Origin of the sequence: Paraburkholderia aromaticivorans, from assembly GCF_012689525.1 — a bacterium.
Taxonomy (GTDB): Bacteria; Pseudomonadota; Gammaproteobacteria; order Burkholderiales; family Burkholderiaceae; genus Paraburkholderia; species Paraburkholderia aromaticivorans_A.
Map to the genome: position 1 here is coordinate 1,081,610 of NZ_CP051516.1, position 16,167 is coordinate 1,097,776.

The window sequence follows — 16,167 nt, forward strand, 5'->3', positions numbered from 1 at the left end:
AGGCTTCAGAGCTGGCCCGTCAATATCTGCTGCTTGATTTTCATGCAGACACCGTCCACTCCGGGGAACAGCGACGCGGGGGAAATTCCCATGTATGAAAGATCCGTCAAAGCTTCCACTGCGGCATGCGACGGAATGTCGACTGCTCGGAGATAGGTCTGACCTCCGGTGTAAAGCTGAGATGTAAGCAGGTGTTCGACCAGCTCAACATTCGAAAAAAGGAACGTACCTTGCTGGGCGTATAGGCGCGGATTATGAAGTCCGGACGGCCCTATAAGTCCAGCCAGAGGTTCAATAGCGGTTAGAGCCACAGTTGGTTGGTTTGCAACCGACTGGAATGCTTTGTCCAGTGCATATATGCGGACATGAGAAGCCCGACTTGATTCAGGAACGTCGAGCGCTCCAGACATGGCGAAATAGGCCGCGATGTAAGGTGAGAATGTGAAATCGATCAGCGGCGTAGGAAAGCCGTGATGCTGGCCAAGAGCAAGCAGCCTGGAAAAATCAATTGGCTTTTCGCGGTCAAAGGACGTTCCCACTCCGCCCTCAAGCTCATGCTGTAGTTGCTGAAGCGCCGCGCGCGAGTAGTACCAAAGGTCGAACCGATTCGCACGGTGCAGCGACGACTTCAATTGCCATTCATTGTTTGACTGGCCGCGAAAGGCGAAATTGGTACGTCCTACACCTCCTGCCCAAGACTTGTATTCGGACCACGAGTCGCATACCGTTACGTCGCGGACTCGCTCGCCAGCCTCAGGGCGCCAAAATTCCAACGTGCCTTGCTCTCCCCAACTATTCCGCCAGTTGCCTTGGTAACTCAGGTTTTGGACAGCAGCAATGGCCTCGATATCCAGTCGATAGTCGATGCCATTCCGTGGTGCGATACGAGCAACAACCACGCGGGCAGTTTCGGGATCGACAGTGAATGCCTGGGCGCTATGCGCTATTAGTCGGTGACCGTCATTAACCGTCGCCGTCAGTGGCACCATAAACTTTGTGCGTCCTCCCAATGGTGATGTGCCTGGCACCACTTGATAGACGAACAAGCCGGGCTCATGGCCGCGATGGGCGTCAAGATTCAGGAAGAACAGATTCGCAGGCGCCAGATCTGGCTGGAGGATGGGCTGGGGTTGTCCCTGAACCCGCGGTGCCGAAAACGATCCCCAAAATTGTCCGATTGCCGCCATGGTCTCCTCGTTCAACGCAAATTCTGATGTCGGACTATACCCGATTGGGCATCGCGGCCGGCTTCCCGAATTGGCGTCTCACGCCGCAGCTTTCAGGCGGGCCTTCAGCGACATGTCGTCGAGATATTCGGCCACTGCATCATAGGCCGCGTAACGCGCGGCGCCTTCCTTGTATGTCGGAATGGGGAACGTCTCGGCGCTGACCTGGTTGCGGATCGTGCCTTCGGACATCGCGAGCAGCGTCGCGAGCTGGCCCATCGTCAGGCGGACACCGAATTTTTCGAGAATGAATGCGCGAGTAAGTAGGCTCATTTGTTTGCGCTCCCTGCGTGAATGAATGCTGCGTGCGGCCTCATGGCGGTTCTCACATCGACGGGTGCAGCGCGCGATCGAGCTGCATCAAACCGGTTTCAATGGACAGGCGAGCCTGTTCGGCCCATGTGCGTGCTTCCTGCGCTGCTTTGTGGCGGCTATAGCTGCCTACCTCGTCGCGCATGAGGTCGAGCAGCTCGATGTCGGCGTCAAGAGCGATGACTTCGGTCAACTGGCGGACCTCAAGGCGAAGGGCTGCGATTCTCGCGAGGGTGGTCAGTCGGGAATCCGACTGGCCTTCATTCGTCTGGATTGGTTTGCGCCGCGAGAGCGGTGCTTCGTCCTTCTGGATCGCTTTGGCGGGCGCGAGCCCGCTACTGCCGACGTCGCTGTTCGATGCGTGCGCCGGGACGGCGCCAGCGCGCGAAAGCCGGTGGCTCTTATCCGCTGGTTCCCGCTTACGCGGCAGCGGGCGTGGGGTAGTAGTGGCCGGCAGAATCATCATTTCGCCACCTTCACTGATACAGCATCGAGCAAATCGGAGTGGGGCGTGAGGGCCGAGTGGACACCAGCGATCGTGCCAGGCGAGAGCTTGCCGAATACCGGATCGTGCAAGACCGACTGCAGCGCTTGCAAAAGTAACTTTGCTTGTACATCGGTGATCTTGCGGGCAGCCGGCTTTGCTAGCGCCTTCTTGGTGACTTTGGCTTTCCCGCTGGCCTTTGCGTGTGCCGCTGCGCTCGAAAGGCGCTCAAGCGCTTTCTCGCCGCCATGCGTCCGGATTTCCTCGATCGCGAGCGTCGACGCCACAACCTTTTCGCGAACGAGCTTGTGAAGTGCTGCCGGTGCCTGGGCGAGCAGCAGCACGTCGCGGACCGTCTGGTCCGTGATGTTTAGCCGCTTGCAGATCGTGGCGTTGGGCTCGCCGAGCTCCTGCAACTCAACGACCTTCTCCGCCAGTTGCAGCGGCGTCAGGTTCTCGCCATCGTTGTTGGTGATGCCCGAATAGATGAGGTTGACGCGATTGACGGACTTAGCCTCGTCGATAACGATCGGCAGGCGGTCGATCTCGGCGCCTTCCTGGATGGCCATCAGTGCCGCGTGATAGCGGTGCTGCCCTTCGTACACAAAGATTCGGTCTTGACCGCCGACTTTGCGTACGAAACAGCCAAGCGGCTTTTTACGGTCGTATCCGTTGGCCTCTATCAAGCTGGCCAGGTGACGAACCCGCTCCATATCCAGCGGGCGAACGTTGTCGCGCGGATCGTAGTGGATCTCGCCGGGCGGGACAGTCCAGAGGTCCGATGATCCGCCACCGGCAGCCTTAACCGCGGCCTTCGTGTTGCCGGTGACGATCATTGCGTCGAGAACGAGCGGGCAGGTCTTAGCCATGACTTGCCTCCAGTGTGGACGGGATGCCGCCTGCATCGGCGAACGTTGCATCCGGGGCATAGTGAAACAGCGTGCCGTCAAACGGAGCGATGGTTACACCGGCGAGCCAGTACACGAGGCGTTCGTCGGCCCGACGGATAGCCTGCCGCACTACCGTGGCTCGAACGAGCATGTGCAGGTCGAGGCGCAGTGCCTGTCGATCGGCGTGCGGCAATGCGGCTTCAACATTGTCGATGGTGAGCGGGTCCTTCTGGCCAGCGAAAAGCGCGATCAGCGCCTTGCAGATAGGGGAAAAATCAGCTGGCATGTTGTCTCCGAAGGCGAGAATAGAGACATGCGCGAAGGAACGGTCGCGCGAAGCAAAGTGCGCAGAAAAATGCGATCGCGACGACGGTGAGCTTGCCGGCCGACACGCCAGCGAACAGCCAAAGGATTGTGTCGGCGAAGCCAAATGCGAAACCAATGTGCCGCTGCTGCCCTGGGCCCGTGAGGAACCAGACTGCTGCACAAGTGGCGATTGCGACGAGGAGGGCGAAGATCACGCAGCCTCCTTCACGCGCATCGCGCGTGGCTTGCGGGTTTTCGCTCTGGCGATCGTTCGATCGGCTAGCGTCTCGGCATGCTTGCGGCGGTTTCTTTTGACTGCCGCTGCGCAGTCATCCTCGGTCGGGTAGGAGATCGACGTGCCGACGACGTCCGTGCCGTCGAGAATCATGTAAAGCGTGTGCACGCTGTTGGCAAGCGGCCGCCGTGCGACGACATATTTCCCGACCATGACTGGCGTCGTGGCACGCGGTGCCATCGGGTCGTAGTGAAATGTCGAACGCAGACGGATAGTGTCTCGCCGCGTCGGCTCCGGCGGAGCATTGAGTTTTACTCTTGACATATGGCGTTAATCCGTATCGCCAGAGGCAAGACGCTTGCCATCCAGCGTGGGTTGTTCTGGCTGCGCTTGTTTTCTCCGAAGCTCGGCACAGTTGGCGAGACAGATTCGAAGCGCGGGGTTGGTGATCGAGTTGACCGCAGAGCCGGGTAGGTGACGGAGACGGTGTTCCCGAGCGATGTCGGCATCGGTAACGGGAATTCGCCGAGTCATCGCGCGGCTACGCCGTGGCCCGGACGGGCGCGTGTGTCTGCATCGTTGGCGGTGAGACCGGGATATTGATCACGGTCACGATAAATGCGGCGACGAACACGCCGCGCCATATGGCGGATTTTTCAAAGTCACTTTGCGGTCGCGTTTGGTCGTGCTGCATTTCACAAAGCCAAGTTTGGCGGGCTTCTCTGGCTTCATCGGGTAGTGAATCCATTTGATCTCCGGCAACGGGACGCGTCGGGATGGCGCGCTTGGGAGCAGAGTATCCCCGTAGGGATACATTCTGTCAATCCCCAAGGGGATATTCGCGCGCGGAACGACGAAACCGCCAGAGTTCTGGCGTTAAATTTCTGCCGAAAATACCCGCTCGGGGATTGCCTTTACCCGGCTGGATCGCCTCGCCGCAGTAACCAGTTGACGGACAATTGGCCGGCGATCATCAGCACGCTATCTAGCCAGGCAAGGTCATTCAGGTAGGTGGCCGCCATGAACGCGACGGCCACAAGTGGGGCAAGTCTCGCAATGCCTCGCTGAGGCCGGTGCCCACGGCTCGGTGAGGTGCCGTGGAATCGCAGGATTGCTGACAGTCGATCTAAAGAATCGGCCAAGGGGGTGGCGAAGTCTCTTTCGATGCCTTGAGTGGAAAATTCAACGGTCCCGTCTGGAAGAACTATGGCTAGGGCATACGCGACGGGGGTGGTGGGATCGTCTGTGCGCGTTAGGCCCGTTAGGGCATCGCGCACAGCGCGTTGGCGAGAGGCGACGTTTTGCGCGTCAGGTGAAATTGCGGAATCGGGAAAGCGGAGGACTTTACCTGACGCGTTTACGGCCTCGATGCCCCGGATTGGCTTGGTCGTGGTTTTCATTAATGCTCAACGAGTCTTTGGAAATTGGACGTTGAGCGGCATGACGATTGCGATCTTCTTGGTCTTTGGATTGAGTCAGCTTTTGAGAAATCGAAAGTGTATCGCTGCTCGTCAGGTCGGGCTGGGCCATAACGAAGTCGATGTAGCTTTGGATTTTTGCCCGCTCGGTTGTGGGTAAGTTCGCGAACCGCTCTCGGTCGATCTGCAGCTCTGGGCTAGCGTCCGGATCATCCAGCAAACGTCCAGGCTCAACCCCGATCGCGGTCGCCAAAGCTGCCACGATACCTATCTGCGTATCTACATTGCCCGCTAAAACGCGTGCGACGGAACTCTGTGAAATGCCGGCTCTGCTGGCCAGTTTTGTCTGCGTATCGACGGCCGGGTTCCGGCTCATGTGAGCTCGCACATTCTCCGCCAACACTTCCCTGACTGGTTTCCTTTTCATAGGGCCAATCATGCCGAATACGGATACCCCTCGCGGGATATTTGGCGAGGATTGTCCCCTTGAGGAAATATCCCGTAGAGGATATGATCGCGTCAATCTCATTGTTTGGGGAGCGAAAGATGCCTCAGGAAAAAATGTTGGACGCCGTCCTGCGAAAGTTGGCTGAAACACGCGGTACTTGGCCGGAAATCTCCGAGCGCAGCGGTGTGCCGTACCAAACGCTAACGAAGATTGCTTGTCGCATCCACGCAGATCCTCGCGTTTCCACCGTACAGAGCTTGTTCGACTACTTCGCAGGTCGGCCAGAGCACGCATCGACGACTGAGAGCGCTCACACGCCGCACTGACGTTTTCTTGCGCATGTAGTGGTGACTAGGCCGGCAAGGTCACATGGTACGAGAGCCTTTCAGCGGTAAACAGTATGGAAAACCACATTTCTAAAGATAAATCGGACAGCCTATGACCTGCAGATACAGCGGCACAGATTGGCTCGACGTCCTGTATACGGCCGTGCGCAATACCCCCGGCGGAGTAGCGGACGCAGCTGCATTCCTAACAAATCGTCGCGGCAAGAGCATTGGCACTGAGTCGCTGCGCCTGCGTTTACGCGGCGAAGGCGAAAACCGCCTTTCCATGGAGATGTTCGAGCTGTTGATCGAGTGGATGGAAGAGAAGCGCCAGCCGCAATACCTCGATGCGCTTTGTGCACTCAATGAGCGCTTTGGTTTGAGCGCCAGTCCGGCTACAGAGCAGGACTCGAACGGCACCGTTGAGGCTGTTGCGCTCGCCGCGTCCGAAGCCGCCCAGCGATCGGGCGATGTCTCGAGTGTGGTGATCGATGCAATCTCGGATGGTCGCATTACCCAGCACGAGGCCGACTCCATAGCCTTGGCCGCGAGGGAGAACCAGAGGTTGCTCGATCGTCTCCTGCGCACCGTGCAGGCCGTCATCAGGATGGGACGTCGGTCAGCATGAGGTTTTGCCCTGGAATGTCATGCTGTAACCCGCATCGCGAGCGCGTTGAACTGTCCTGCGACGTCAACCAGCAGCTCGCGTGCGGCATGTCCGCGTTGCAATGGATCGCCGATCGAGATCCTGATCAGGTGCCGCAATTTCTCGCGGCACTTATCAACACTTTCTCCAGCAATCTCGCGCTCATTCGCCAGGCAGCATTGCGCGCGGCAGTTGTTCCTGTGTTCGTACAACGGGCCGCGCTGATCTGTGCGGCGTTGCCGACAAAAACCGAACGACATGACTTCAGGCGCCAGCTTGAGGGCGGCCTTTCGCCTGCCGATCTGGAGCGCTTCGATCAGCTCATGTCGACGGAATGGCGCCGCCTTCGCGGCAAGTAATCAGGGAGACCCCAAAGTGACTTTGCGCGGTGTGAGTTCATTGCTTCGCCGTTGTAACCCTTCGTTCGGACGCTCGTCGTCCGGCCCGCAATCGTATGCCGCCGGTCGAGCCGTGTGGCGTGCGTTTTCCCATCACCGTGAACGCCAAAGGAGGATTTACGAATGTCTTCGTTAGAACAGATCGTTCAGCAGCTCGCGGCTGACGGTCATCCTAGTCTGCCTGACGGTCATCCGATCGCCGACGACAAGGTGCATCGGTACGGGACCGGCAAAAAGTATTGGTATTCGCTCCACCAGATTGAGCGCGCAGGTAGGGTCATCGGTTACACCGGCGCGTTTGGCCGCTGGTCCGGCAATGACAACGGCGCTCAGTCTTTCCAGTGGCACGGCGAGACATTGACGCCGGAAGACGTCAATGCGGCCCGGCAACGTCAGCAGGCCGCCGATCGTGCCGAAACCGAAAGGAAAGCACATGCGGCGAAACTCGCCGCGAATCGCGCGCGCGATCAATGGCAAAGAGCAAGCGACGGCGGTACTTCCGGCTATCTCGACCGGAAGCAGATCACGCCAGAGGGCGTGCGCTTCGATTCTGACTGCACGGTGCTTGTGCCGATGTTTCAGTACACCGACACCATCCGGCTCGTCGGCCTGCAGAAAATCACGCCCGATGGCGCAAAGCGCTTTAACAAGGGGATGGAGAAGAAAGGAGCGGCTTACCTGCTCGGTGACATCGGCAACGATGACAAGGTCGCCATGATCGCGGAGGGCTACGCTACGGCCCGCTCTATCCGGATGGCGACCGACGAGGCAATCCCGCTGCTGATTTGCTTCGACGCTGGCGGCATTCTGTCGGCCGCGCGCTACCTGCGCGAACGCCACCCCGATCTGCATGTGCTGATCTGCGCCGACGACGACTGGAAGATTGAGCAGCGCCTGCGCGATTGCCTCGTAGAAGATTTCGACTATAGCGGCGAGCTGGTGCTCGGTGGCGACGCAGTCCGTGTCGAGACCAGGAACACCTGGTACATGCTGTACGCCGAGCGCAAACAGGTCAATGGCGGCGTCGAGTTTATCGAACTGACGATCTGGAATGACGTCATGCCGGAGCGTCGCAGACGATTCGAGAATGCGGGACTCAAGTATGCATACGAAGCGGTCGCGGACGTTGGAAACGCAACCGTGGTGTTTCCGCGCTTCGCCGACCGCGGTGACCGCAAGCTGACAGACTTCAACGATCTGCATTGTGAGGAAAGCCTCGAACCCGTGCGCCAGCAGATCCAGTCCGCGCTACTCGCCGCTTTGGCGCCGGCATCAGAAGATCTTCCGCTGGACGCTCTGATGCAGGACCGGTATTTGGCTGCCGACCCTTTGTATGACCGCGCAGTTGCGGTTGTGAGAAACGCGGCTCGTGCGTCCGTCTCTCTTGTGCAACGTGCCCTGAGTATTGGCTTCAATCGCGCAGCCCGGCTGATCGAACGCATGGCGGACGAAGGCATCGTTTCGGACGAGCATCCGAATGGAACGCGCTCTGTGCTCGGCATCGTGGCAGCGGAACCCGCGACGTCCGCTGGCGCTGCAACCGACGACGCGCCCGATCACGATGTTGAAAACGGCGCGCACACGTGGGAGCGCGATCTTGCGCGCAGCGAAAAGGGCAACCTGCTGCCCACGCTGGGCAACGTGCACATGATCCTGTCGAATCACAAGAGCTGGCAGGGCGTGATCGCGCAGGACGATTTCGCCGGCCGCGTTGTGAAACGGAAGAAACCGCCATTCGGCCGTCAGGGTGAGCGCGGTGAATGGACCGATATGGATGACATTCGCTGTGTGCTGTGGCTGTCGCAGAAATACGGTATCTCGGTTCGGCAGGACATCGTGATGAACGCCGTATTGCTCGTCGCCGACGAGACGCATTTTCACGATGTTCGTGAATACCTCGACGGCCTCGTCTGGGACCGTGTCGAACGCGTGCGTACGTGGGCGACAACATACATGCAGGTAGGTGACAGCGAGTACGTGCAGCTCGCCGGCACGAAGTGGCTCATCGCGGCGGTGGCACGCGTGATGCGGCCCGGCTGCAAGGCTGACAACGTGCTGATTCTCGAAGGCAAGCAGGGTTGGGGGAAGTCCACGGCGCTCGAGGTGCTCGCCAATAAGCCGTGGTACACGAATTCGCCTATCCGCATCGGTGACAAGGACACATACGCCGTCATGGCGGGCAAGTGGATCATTGAGCTGGCCGAACTGGACTCGCTGAATAAAAGCGACTCGTCGGCCGCCAAAAGCTTCTTTGCAACGGAGACAGACCGTTTCCGCAACTTCTATGGCAAGCGTGCAACTGACGTGCATCGGCAGGGTGTGTTCGCCGGCTCGGTGAACTTCGACACGTACCTCAAAGATGAGTCCGGCAACCGGCGTTACTGGCCACTTCGTGTTAGCGGGCCGATCGACATTGATGGCCTGCGCCGCGATCGCGACCAGCTATGGGCCGAAGCCGTCCATCTCTATCACCAGGGCGTTATCTGGCACGTGACCGAAGCAGAGCGTCCGCTGTTCGAGATTGAGCAAACCGAGCGCTATGAAGGCGACGTCTACGAAGACAAGATCGCCCGACATCTTGAAATGCAAACGCGCGTGACGATGGAGGAGATCCTCGGTGATGTGCTGAAACTCGACACCTCGAAGTGGACGCTTCCGGAGCAACGACGGGTCGGCAAGGCTCTCAAGTCTCTCGGCTGGGTGCGCAAGCGGGAAACGACGGGGAAGCGGGGTTGGTACTACGTAAAGGAAGAAGATCCCGTGCCTCCGGCTAACCCGTCTGCGGCGCACGAACCGGGAGAGGACGACGATGCGCCGCTCTGATTCTTTGTGCGCATGGCGCGCTATTCGCACGGTTTCGGCGCGCCTTCGCGCCAGCTTTGGCGCGCTGCGCAGTGGTTACCCAAGCGGCCCATGTCCCAACGTCCCAAGCGACCGCCATGCGTGTGCGTGCATGCCCGCGACATGCGCGACGTGGGGGAGCGCATGTCGCGGGCGCGCGCGCCCTCACGACCTTTTTCCTTTGGGACATTGGGACGTTGGGACAATAAAGGAGTAGCTAATGATCGACCTGAAAGAACAAGCCGGGATTGCGATGAATGTACGGGGTCAGCTATCTGACCCGATCGCTGATCCAAAAGTAACTTTGGGCGCGTTGGCATTCGCGAACGATCTCGGACGGATGCTGTGGCGCATGAAGTACGGGCAGGACCTGAAACGCTCGGGCTTGCATCGCGCGGCGCTGCTGCTTGCAAAACAGTTGCGGGACCCGGCCAAGTTCAATCGCGCGAAATTCACGGGGATAACCCGCGCCGCGAAGCGTGCGGCAGCGCTATCAGGAAAGCCAATCGAGCGCGAGGCATCGGATGTCATTGAGCGGTTTGCAAGTCAGGTAATTGTCGAGTGGATTGCGGATCTTTGTGCGCGCTGCAGCGGACGCGGTGTTATCGGCAGAGGTGACGCGGTGGCGGATCAGCAGCTCGCGTGTCCGGCGTGCGGCGGCGCCCGGTACGTTTGTGTCGATGAATTCCATATCCCCTTTGCCGCGCGCCCGGATGGCGGCGGCCCAATGATCTACAGGGAAATCGAGCGATGCCCTCAATGCCACGGTGTCGGTCGTGCGGCGGTTGCGTCTTCAGAGAAGCGCACCGGTCGACAGATATGCCCGGCATGTCACGGCGGTGGCCGTCGTGCGATTGATCACGCTGCCCGTGCTCGCTCGCTCGGCGTGCCATTAGATCAATACCGGTCGCACTGGGAAGCGCATTTCCATAGCGTGCTCGCCGCGCTGGATGCAGTGGACGGTGCGGCGAACGACACGATGCGACGAAAACTGCAACGATGAAAGACTTGCATTTCAAGAAAAGCTCTGCCTATACTCCGCGCCGTGTGCATCCCATATTCACGGATGCGTGAAGTGCCCGCACACTCGTGGCGCAACTCTTTCCTTTCAGCCATACAGCATTGCGCGAGCGGCGCAACGAATAATGACAATGGGCTGTTAGGACGTATGGGCGGGTGTTCGTCCATACGAAACGTGAATCTTCGAAGCCCTGACCGCGAAAGCGTCGGGGCTTTTTGCTTCTGGAGGTTGGCATGGATCAGGTGACCGCGCAGGTCAAGACGTTGCCGCTTCTGCAAACGCTCGAGGCTAAAGCAGGCAAGCAGTTTGTGTATGCAGCGCGCACCGCGCTTAACCTCGTCGCGCAGAATATCGTTATCGCGCAGCAGCGCGAGATGAGAGACGTGTTTGACCGGCCGAGCACGTGGACGTTGAACTCGGTGTCGATCATGCAGCGCGCGACGTCTGCGCAGCCGAGTGCACAGATCGGTTTCCGCCAGTTCGCGTACAAGGGCACACCGGCCGCAACTTACCTGCAACCACAGGTGTCTGGTGGTTCACGTGGCTATACCCGGTTCGAACACATGCTCGCGTTGTCGGGCGTCCTGCCCAACGGCGATTACGTGATGCCGACGAATGCGAATGTGCGTGACGCGTTCGGCAATGTGCCGCGTGGCATCTACTCGTCGGTGGCATCGCAGATCCGTGCGTCACGCGACAGCGCGCAGAACGAAACGGCTCGCTCGAAAAAGAGGAAGTCGCGTGATCCGGTCAAGGGTGTTCGCTACTTCGTGGGCAAGCCGGCTGGTGGTCGATTCGCTCTCGGCATCTGGGCGCGGTACACGTTCGGGCACGGCAGCGGGATTCGTCCGGTGTTCGCGTTCAGCGCGACGCCGCATTACGAAGAGCGTTATCCGTTCTATGATGTAGCAGAGCAGACTGTCGACGCGACGCTCGAACCGGCAATGCAGCAGGCGTTCATGATGGCGCTCGCGACCGCGCGATGGTGAGCGTCGCGTTCGCGTGGACAGTCGACCGGGTGCCGAGCGTGGCTCGCCGTGAGGTCGTGGGTCCCTTCCGATAAGGCGGGTATGCGGGTAATTCGAGCCCCATCACACGCGTCGTCAAAGCAACTTTTCAGGGTAGTCACTCTGGTAGTCAGGTAGTCAATTCAGGGGTAGTCGGGTAGTCAACGACTGCCCCTTTCCCGTTTCTGGAGGCCGGATGGCAAAGCTCGGACAGAGGGCGTTTGCCCGGCACATCGGCGTCACGTTGCGCGCCGTGCAAAAGGCGCTCCAGTCGGGGCGCATTGCAGTGGACGCAGACGGCAAGATCGATGCCGATGCGGCTGTTGCGGCCTGGCGTCGCAACACGGACGAGTCACGGCGCTCGATCACCGATCAATCCCGCCCGTCGCTCGGGAATGCCGCGTTCTCGATGCCGTCTCCTCCGGCCAATCCTGACGACGATGAGGAAGACGACGATGTTCCTGCTGCCGCGAGCAAGGAAGACCCGTCAATGGTTGCCTATCGCGCTGCGCGTGCTGCGCGCGAGCAGACGCGGCTCGAGCGTGAGCGGATGGACCTCGAGCGTGAGCGCGGCACGACGCTGCCGCTTGCTGATGCGCAACGCCTGGCCTTCACCGCATTTCGCACGGTGCGCGATAACGTGATGAACATTCCCGTTCGTCTGAAAGACGCGCTCGCTGCAGAGACTGATCCGGTCAGGGTCGAGTCGATGCTCGACGCGGAACTCGTTCGCGCGCTTGCGTCTGTGGACGCGACGGCGCTCCTGAGCGAAAACGATACGGATGACGCCGATGGGAGCGACCGAAGCATTTCTGAAGACGATCACGGAGGCGATACGGCCTGACAGGCGGATCGGCATCGCCGAGTGGTCGGAGAAGCATCGCGTCCTGCCGGAAAGCAGCCCTGAGCCCGGTAAATGGCGAAATGAGCGCACGCCGTACCTCGTCGGCATCATGGATGCGCTCTCGGGTCAGGCGAGCGCCGTAACGCGCTACGCGCACGACGATGACCGGCCGTTCGATAACAGCCGCGTGATCACGGTCGGTCTCATGAAGGGGCACCAGCTCGGCGGCTCGGCGCTGGGCGAAAACTTCATTGGCCGCTGCATCACGACGGCGGCCGGCAACATCCTCGCAGTGTTCGCGACCTACGACGACGCCGAGAAGTGGGAAATGGACCGCTTCGAGCCGATGCGCTCGTCGACGCCAGATCTGCGTCGCCGTGTGCGCGACGCGATGAAGAAGGGCAGCGAAAACACCAAGCTGCGCAAGAAATTCCCTGGTGGGCTGATGAACCTCGTCAGTGCGACGAGAGCAGGCCGCCTGAAGTCGACGACGGTGCGCTATGTGCTGCTCGAGGAAATCGACGAGTACGTGCTTAACGTCGACGGTCAGGGCAATCCGATCGAGCTCGCGAAAAACCGCACAAGTAACTTTGGCCGCCGCGCGAAGATCTTCGCGAACAGTACGCCGACCATCAAGCGCCGCTCGCAGATCGAGAAGCTGTATGAGACCGGTGACCAGCGGCGGTATTTCGTTCGGTGTCCAGACTGCGGCTCGCCACAGTTTTTCGACTGGCGCAAGGGCATGCGCCGCTCGCCGGCCGATCCGTGCGTCGTGCTCTATTACTGCCAGACCGGCTGCGGCGCCGGCAATCCTGAGAGCGTCTGGAAAACGCGGGGCTATGAGGGCGCTTACTGGATGCCGACAGAGGTCGGTGATGGCAAGACGGCCAGCTTCCACCTGAGTGCACTGTACGCGCCGCTCGGATGGCGCCCGTGGTCCGATCTGATGGACGATTGGGAGGCCGCACAAACCGACGCCGACAAGATGATCGCGTTCGTCAACAACGCGCTCGCCGAGTGCTGGGAAGACAAGAGCGCGGAGATGAAGTGGGAGGCGATCAAGCGTCGCGCGGAGCCGTACAAGCTGCGCACGATCCCGCTCGGCTGTCTACTGCTGACCTGTGCGGTCGATACTCAGAACGACCGTCTGGAAGTCGAGATTTCCGGCTGGGGTCGCGGCATGCGCAACTGGACAGTCGACCACGCTGTCTTTCGAGGTGACCCGGCGTTGCCCGACGTTTGGAACCAGCTCGACAGGTATCTCGACGCGCCGATCGTCAATCAGTTTGGCGTGCCGATGCGCATCGAGCTATGTGCTGTCGACTCCGGCGGCAGTCGCACGCAGGACGTGTATGACTATTGCCGGCTGCGCCGCCACCGTGGTGTGTTCGCCATCAAGGGCGCGAAAGAGAAACACAAGCCGATCATCGGCCGCCCGACTGATCAGGACGTGACGGTCAAGGGTAAGACCTACCCGAACGGCGTGAAGCTCTGGCCGGTCGGAACCGACACCGCGAAAAACCGCATTTTCGGTGCGCTGCTCGGCGACGAGGAGCGTGAGGTCGTCGACCGGCGGATGCACTTCTCGGTCGATCTCGATGACGAGTACTTCGAGCAGCTCACGGCAGAGGCGTACAACCCGTCGAAAGACCGCTGGGACAAGCTCCGAAAGCGTAATGAAGCGCTCGACCTCAAGGTCTACAACTTCGCGTGCGCGTATCACCCACGGTTGCGCCTGAATGTATATCAGGACGCCGACTGGGCGGCGCTCGAATCGGTGATCGAGCCGCGTGTACGGGATCTCTTCGCGTCTGTTCCGGCTCATGACGTGCCGGCGCCGGAACTGGCTGGCGCGGCGGAACAGGCTGACGCGGACACGGCTGTGCTGGAGGTTGTTCCGGACGCGGAGTTGGCGGTGGCGACGGTCGATACGGCAAGCGAACCGGCGGCGCCAGCGACAGACACGGGTGCGATGCAGAACTCATGGATTCCACGCCGGGACAACTGGCTGAGGCGATAGATATGGCATTTACACAGCAGAACCTTGACGCGATCGAGAAAGCCGTTGCGACCGGCACGCTGTCCGTCGAATACAACGGCAAGCGAATTACTTATCGGTCCATGAGCGATCTGTTGCGTGCCCGCGATGTGATCAAGACGGAGCTCGCGAAGCAGCAGTCGTCCAGCGCACCACGATCCAGCATCGCCATTTACCAACGGTTCTGACATGAAGACAAACTTTCTCGACAGGGCGATTGAGTATGTGGCGCCCGGGCTCGCTGCGAGACGGATGCGTGCGCGGGTTTCGATCCATGCGGCGCGTGGATTCGACGGCGCAAAGCGCGGGCCGCGCTCGGCGGGCTGGCGTGCCTCCGGTGCAAGCTCGACGGCGGAGGTGCTGCCCGCGCTTGGCATCCTGCGCAACCGTGCGCGGGATCTGGTGCGCAACAACCCGCACATCCGGCGAGCGCTCAAGATTCTCGTGGCGAATGCGATCGGGACCGGTGTGCAGGCCAAATTCAGCGACAAGGCTCTCCAGAAGGTCTGGAAGCGGTGGGTCAAGGTTTGTGATGCCGGCGGATTGCTGGACTTTTACGGCCTGCAGGCGCAGGCATACAAGGCCCTGAAGGAGTCGGGTGAGGTGCTGCTCAGGTTTCGCACCCGCCTGCCGCAGGACGGCATGGAGGTGCCGCTCCAGTTGCAGATCCTTGAGATCGATTTTCTCGATACGTTGAAGGTCGGTCCCGTTGACGGCGGGTTCATTGTGGCCGGCGTGCAGTTCAATATGATCGGCCAGCGGACAGGTTACTGGCTATTCGATCAGCATCCCGGAGAAGTGGCGCAGGTGCCCCGCAACATGCTGAGCCGATTTGTGCCGGCGTCGGAGGTCATCCACCTGTTTGATGCAATCGATCGGCCCAACGCGGTGCGTGGGTTCCCATGGCTTGCTTCTGCGATCTGGAAAGCCCGCGACCTCGACGAGTATCAGGACGCCGAGCTCGTTCGTAAAAAGATCGAGGCCTGCTTCGCGGCGTTCGTTACGTCGAGCGATGAGGGCTTTCAGGTGGGACGCACGACGGCATCCGCGCCTGGAGATCCTCGCCGTGTGGAGTCGCTGTCGCCTGGCATGGTCGAGTATCTGCGGCCGGGGGAAACCGTTGATTTTTCCGCGCCTGCAACCAGCAATGACTATGAGGGGAATGTACGCGTCGACCTGCGCGCGATCGCGGCTGGCACGGACACGACGTATGAGCAATTGACCGGCGATTATTCGCAGGTCAATTTCACCAGCGGTCGCATGGGGAAAATGGAGTTCAAGCGTTTCCTTGAGCAGGATCTGTGGCTCATCTTCATTCCGATGTTCTGCGAAGCGGTCGCGAGCCGCTTCGTTTCGACTGCCTATCTCGCTGGCAAGACGAAACAGCCGGTAGCGGATGTGTCCTGGTCGCCGCAGCGCATCGAATTTATCGATCCGTTGCGCGAAGCAAACGGCATCATCGCGCTGATCGACGCTCGCCTGAAGAGCCGGCATCAAAGCATTCGCGATCTTGGCGAAGACCCGGACGAGGTCGACGCGGAGATCAATGCCGATCCCCTCGCAATCGAGGTGCCCATTTCGGGCCGTTCTCTCGACGCGAAGTCGGTTCACGACGTACTCGACCGGCTGGAGCAGATGCTGTCAGCGGTGCCGCAGTAGTCGTCGCAAAGCAACTTTGAAACCTCTGAAACGCCCGCTTTCATGCGGGCGTTTCCCATTGGAGTAAA

18 protein-coding genes are annotated in these 16,167 nt (G+C 60.1%); 9 read left to right on the forward strand and 9 right to left on the reverse strand.

The genetic code is table 11. The features are described 5' to 3' along the window. Positions 1-5: 5 nt before the first annotated feature. The 9 genes from HF916_RS32810 to HF916_RS32845 form a co-directional block, all read right to left on the reverse strand. Positions 6-1,187, reverse strand: a complete 1,182-nt coding sequence (locus tag HF916_RS32810) for an FRG domain-containing protein (RefSeq protein ID WP_168793005.1) — start codon at positions 1,185-1,187, stop codon at positions 6-8. A gap of 78 nt (positions 1,188-1,265) precedes the next feature. Continuing rightward, complete coding sequence (locus HF916_RS32815) at positions 1,266-1,499, reverse strand: hypothetical protein (RefSeq protein WP_168793006.1); 234 nt, start codon at positions 1,497-1,499, stop codon at positions 1,266-1,268. Between the two features lie 52 nt (positions 1,500-1,551). Beyond that, the gene (locus tag HF916_RS32820) at positions 1,552-2,001 is read right to left on the reverse strand and encodes a hypothetical protein (RefSeq protein ID WP_346777745.1); all 450 of its coding nucleotides are present in this window, start codon (positions 1,999-2,001) and stop codon (positions 1,552-1,554) included. Beyond that, the gene (locus tag HF916_RS32825) at positions 2,001-2,891 is read right to left on the reverse strand and encodes a chromosome partitioning protein ParB (RefSeq protein ID WP_240975786.1); all 891 of its coding nucleotides are present in this window, start codon (positions 2,889-2,891) and stop codon (positions 2,001-2,003) included. Before HF916_RS32825 ends, HF916_RS32820 begins: the two co-directional genes overlap by 1 nt. Continuing rightward, complete coding sequence (locus HF916_RS32830; protein WP_168793008.1) at positions 2,884-3,198, reverse strand: hypothetical protein; 315 nt, start codon at positions 3,196-3,198, stop codon at positions 2,884-2,886. The genes HF916_RS32825 and HF916_RS32830 overlap by 8 nt, the downstream gene beginning before the upstream one ends. After that, the gene (locus tag HF916_RS49975; RefSeq protein WP_206002026.1) at positions 3,188-3,433 is read right to left on the reverse strand and encodes a hypothetical protein; all 246 of its coding nucleotides are present in this window, start codon (positions 3,431-3,433) and stop codon (positions 3,188-3,190) included. Before HF916_RS49975 ends, HF916_RS32830 begins: the two co-directional genes overlap by 11 nt. Further along, entirely contained in the window at positions 3,430-3,666 is a 237-nt protein-coding gene (locus HF916_RS32835) for a hypothetical protein (RefSeq protein ID WP_240975787.1), read from the reverse strand. The genes HF916_RS49975 and HF916_RS32835 overlap by 4 nt, the downstream gene beginning before the upstream one ends. Before the next feature lie 328 nt (positions 3,667-3,994). Then, the gene (locus HF916_RS32840) at positions 3,995-4,201 is read right to left on the reverse strand and encodes a hypothetical protein (RefSeq protein ID WP_168793010.1); all 207 of its coding nucleotides are present in this window, start codon (positions 4,199-4,201) and stop codon (positions 3,995-3,997) included. Positions 4,202-4,797: 596 nt separating this feature from the next. Continuing rightward, the gene (locus HF916_RS32845; RefSeq protein ID WP_168793011.1) at positions 4,798-5,247 is read right to left on the reverse strand and encodes a helix-turn-helix domain-containing protein; all 450 of its coding nucleotides are present in this window, start codon (positions 5,245-5,247) and stop codon (positions 4,798-4,800) included. Positions 5,248-5,757: 510 nt separating this feature from the next. On the opposite strand from HF916_RS32845, the gene HF916_RS32850 reads away from it, so the two are divergent. The 9 genes from HF916_RS32850 (at position 5,758) to HF916_RS32890 (ending at position 16,099) form a co-directional block, all read left to right on the forward strand. Then, positions 5,758-6,273: a phage regulatory CII family protein gene (locus tag HF916_RS32850; protein WP_168793012.1), complete on the forward strand. Its 516-nt coding sequence runs from the start codon at positions 5,758-5,760 to the stop codon at positions 6,271-6,273. Positions 6,274-6,368: 95 nt separating this feature from the next. Continuing rightward, positions 6,369-6,650: a hypothetical protein gene (locus tag HF916_RS32855; protein ID WP_431311452.1), complete on the forward strand. Its 282-nt coding sequence runs from the start codon at positions 6,369-6,371 to the stop codon at positions 6,648-6,650. A gap of 162 nt (positions 6,651-6,812) precedes the next feature. Continuing rightward, a complete protein-coding gene (locus HF916_RS32860; protein WP_168793014.1) occupies positions 6,813-9,512 on the forward strand; it encodes a VapE domain-containing protein in 2,700 nt (899 codons plus the stop codon). A gap of 238 nt (positions 9,513-9,750) precedes the next feature. Further along, positions 9,751-10,533, forward strand: a complete 783-nt coding sequence (locus HF916_RS32865) for a hypothetical protein (protein ID WP_168793015.1) — start codon at positions 9,751-9,753, stop codon at positions 10,531-10,533. A 251-nt stretch (positions 10,534-10,784) separates the two neighbouring features. Continuing rightward, positions 10,785-11,540: a hypothetical protein gene (locus HF916_RS32870; RefSeq protein WP_168793016.1), complete on the forward strand. Its 756-nt coding sequence runs from the start codon at positions 10,785-10,787 to the stop codon at positions 11,538-11,540. Between the two features lie 214 nt (positions 11,541-11,754). Beyond that, complete coding sequence (locus HF916_RS32875) at positions 11,755-12,402, forward strand: hypothetical protein (protein ID WP_168793017.1); 648 nt, start codon at positions 11,755-11,757, stop codon at positions 12,400-12,402. Next, on the forward strand, positions 12,350-14,422 hold the full coding sequence (locus HF916_RS32880; protein WP_168793018.1) for a phage terminase large subunit family protein: 2,073 nt from the start codon (positions 12,350-12,352) through the stop codon (positions 14,420-14,422). Before HF916_RS32875 ends, HF916_RS32880 begins: the two co-directional genes overlap by 53 nt. Further along, the gene (locus tag HF916_RS32885; RefSeq protein ID WP_240975788.1) at positions 14,386-14,628 is read left to right on the forward strand and encodes a phage head-tail joining protein; all 243 of its coding nucleotides are present in this window, start codon (positions 14,386-14,388) and stop codon (positions 14,626-14,628) included. Before HF916_RS32880 ends, HF916_RS32885 begins: the two co-directional genes overlap by 37 nt. Position 14,629: 1 nt before the next feature. Continuing rightward, on the forward strand, positions 14,630-16,099 hold the full coding sequence (locus HF916_RS32890; protein ID WP_168793019.1) for a phage portal protein: 1,470 nt from the start codon (positions 14,630-14,632) through the stop codon (positions 16,097-16,099). Positions 16,100-16,167: the final 68 nt, after the last annotated feature.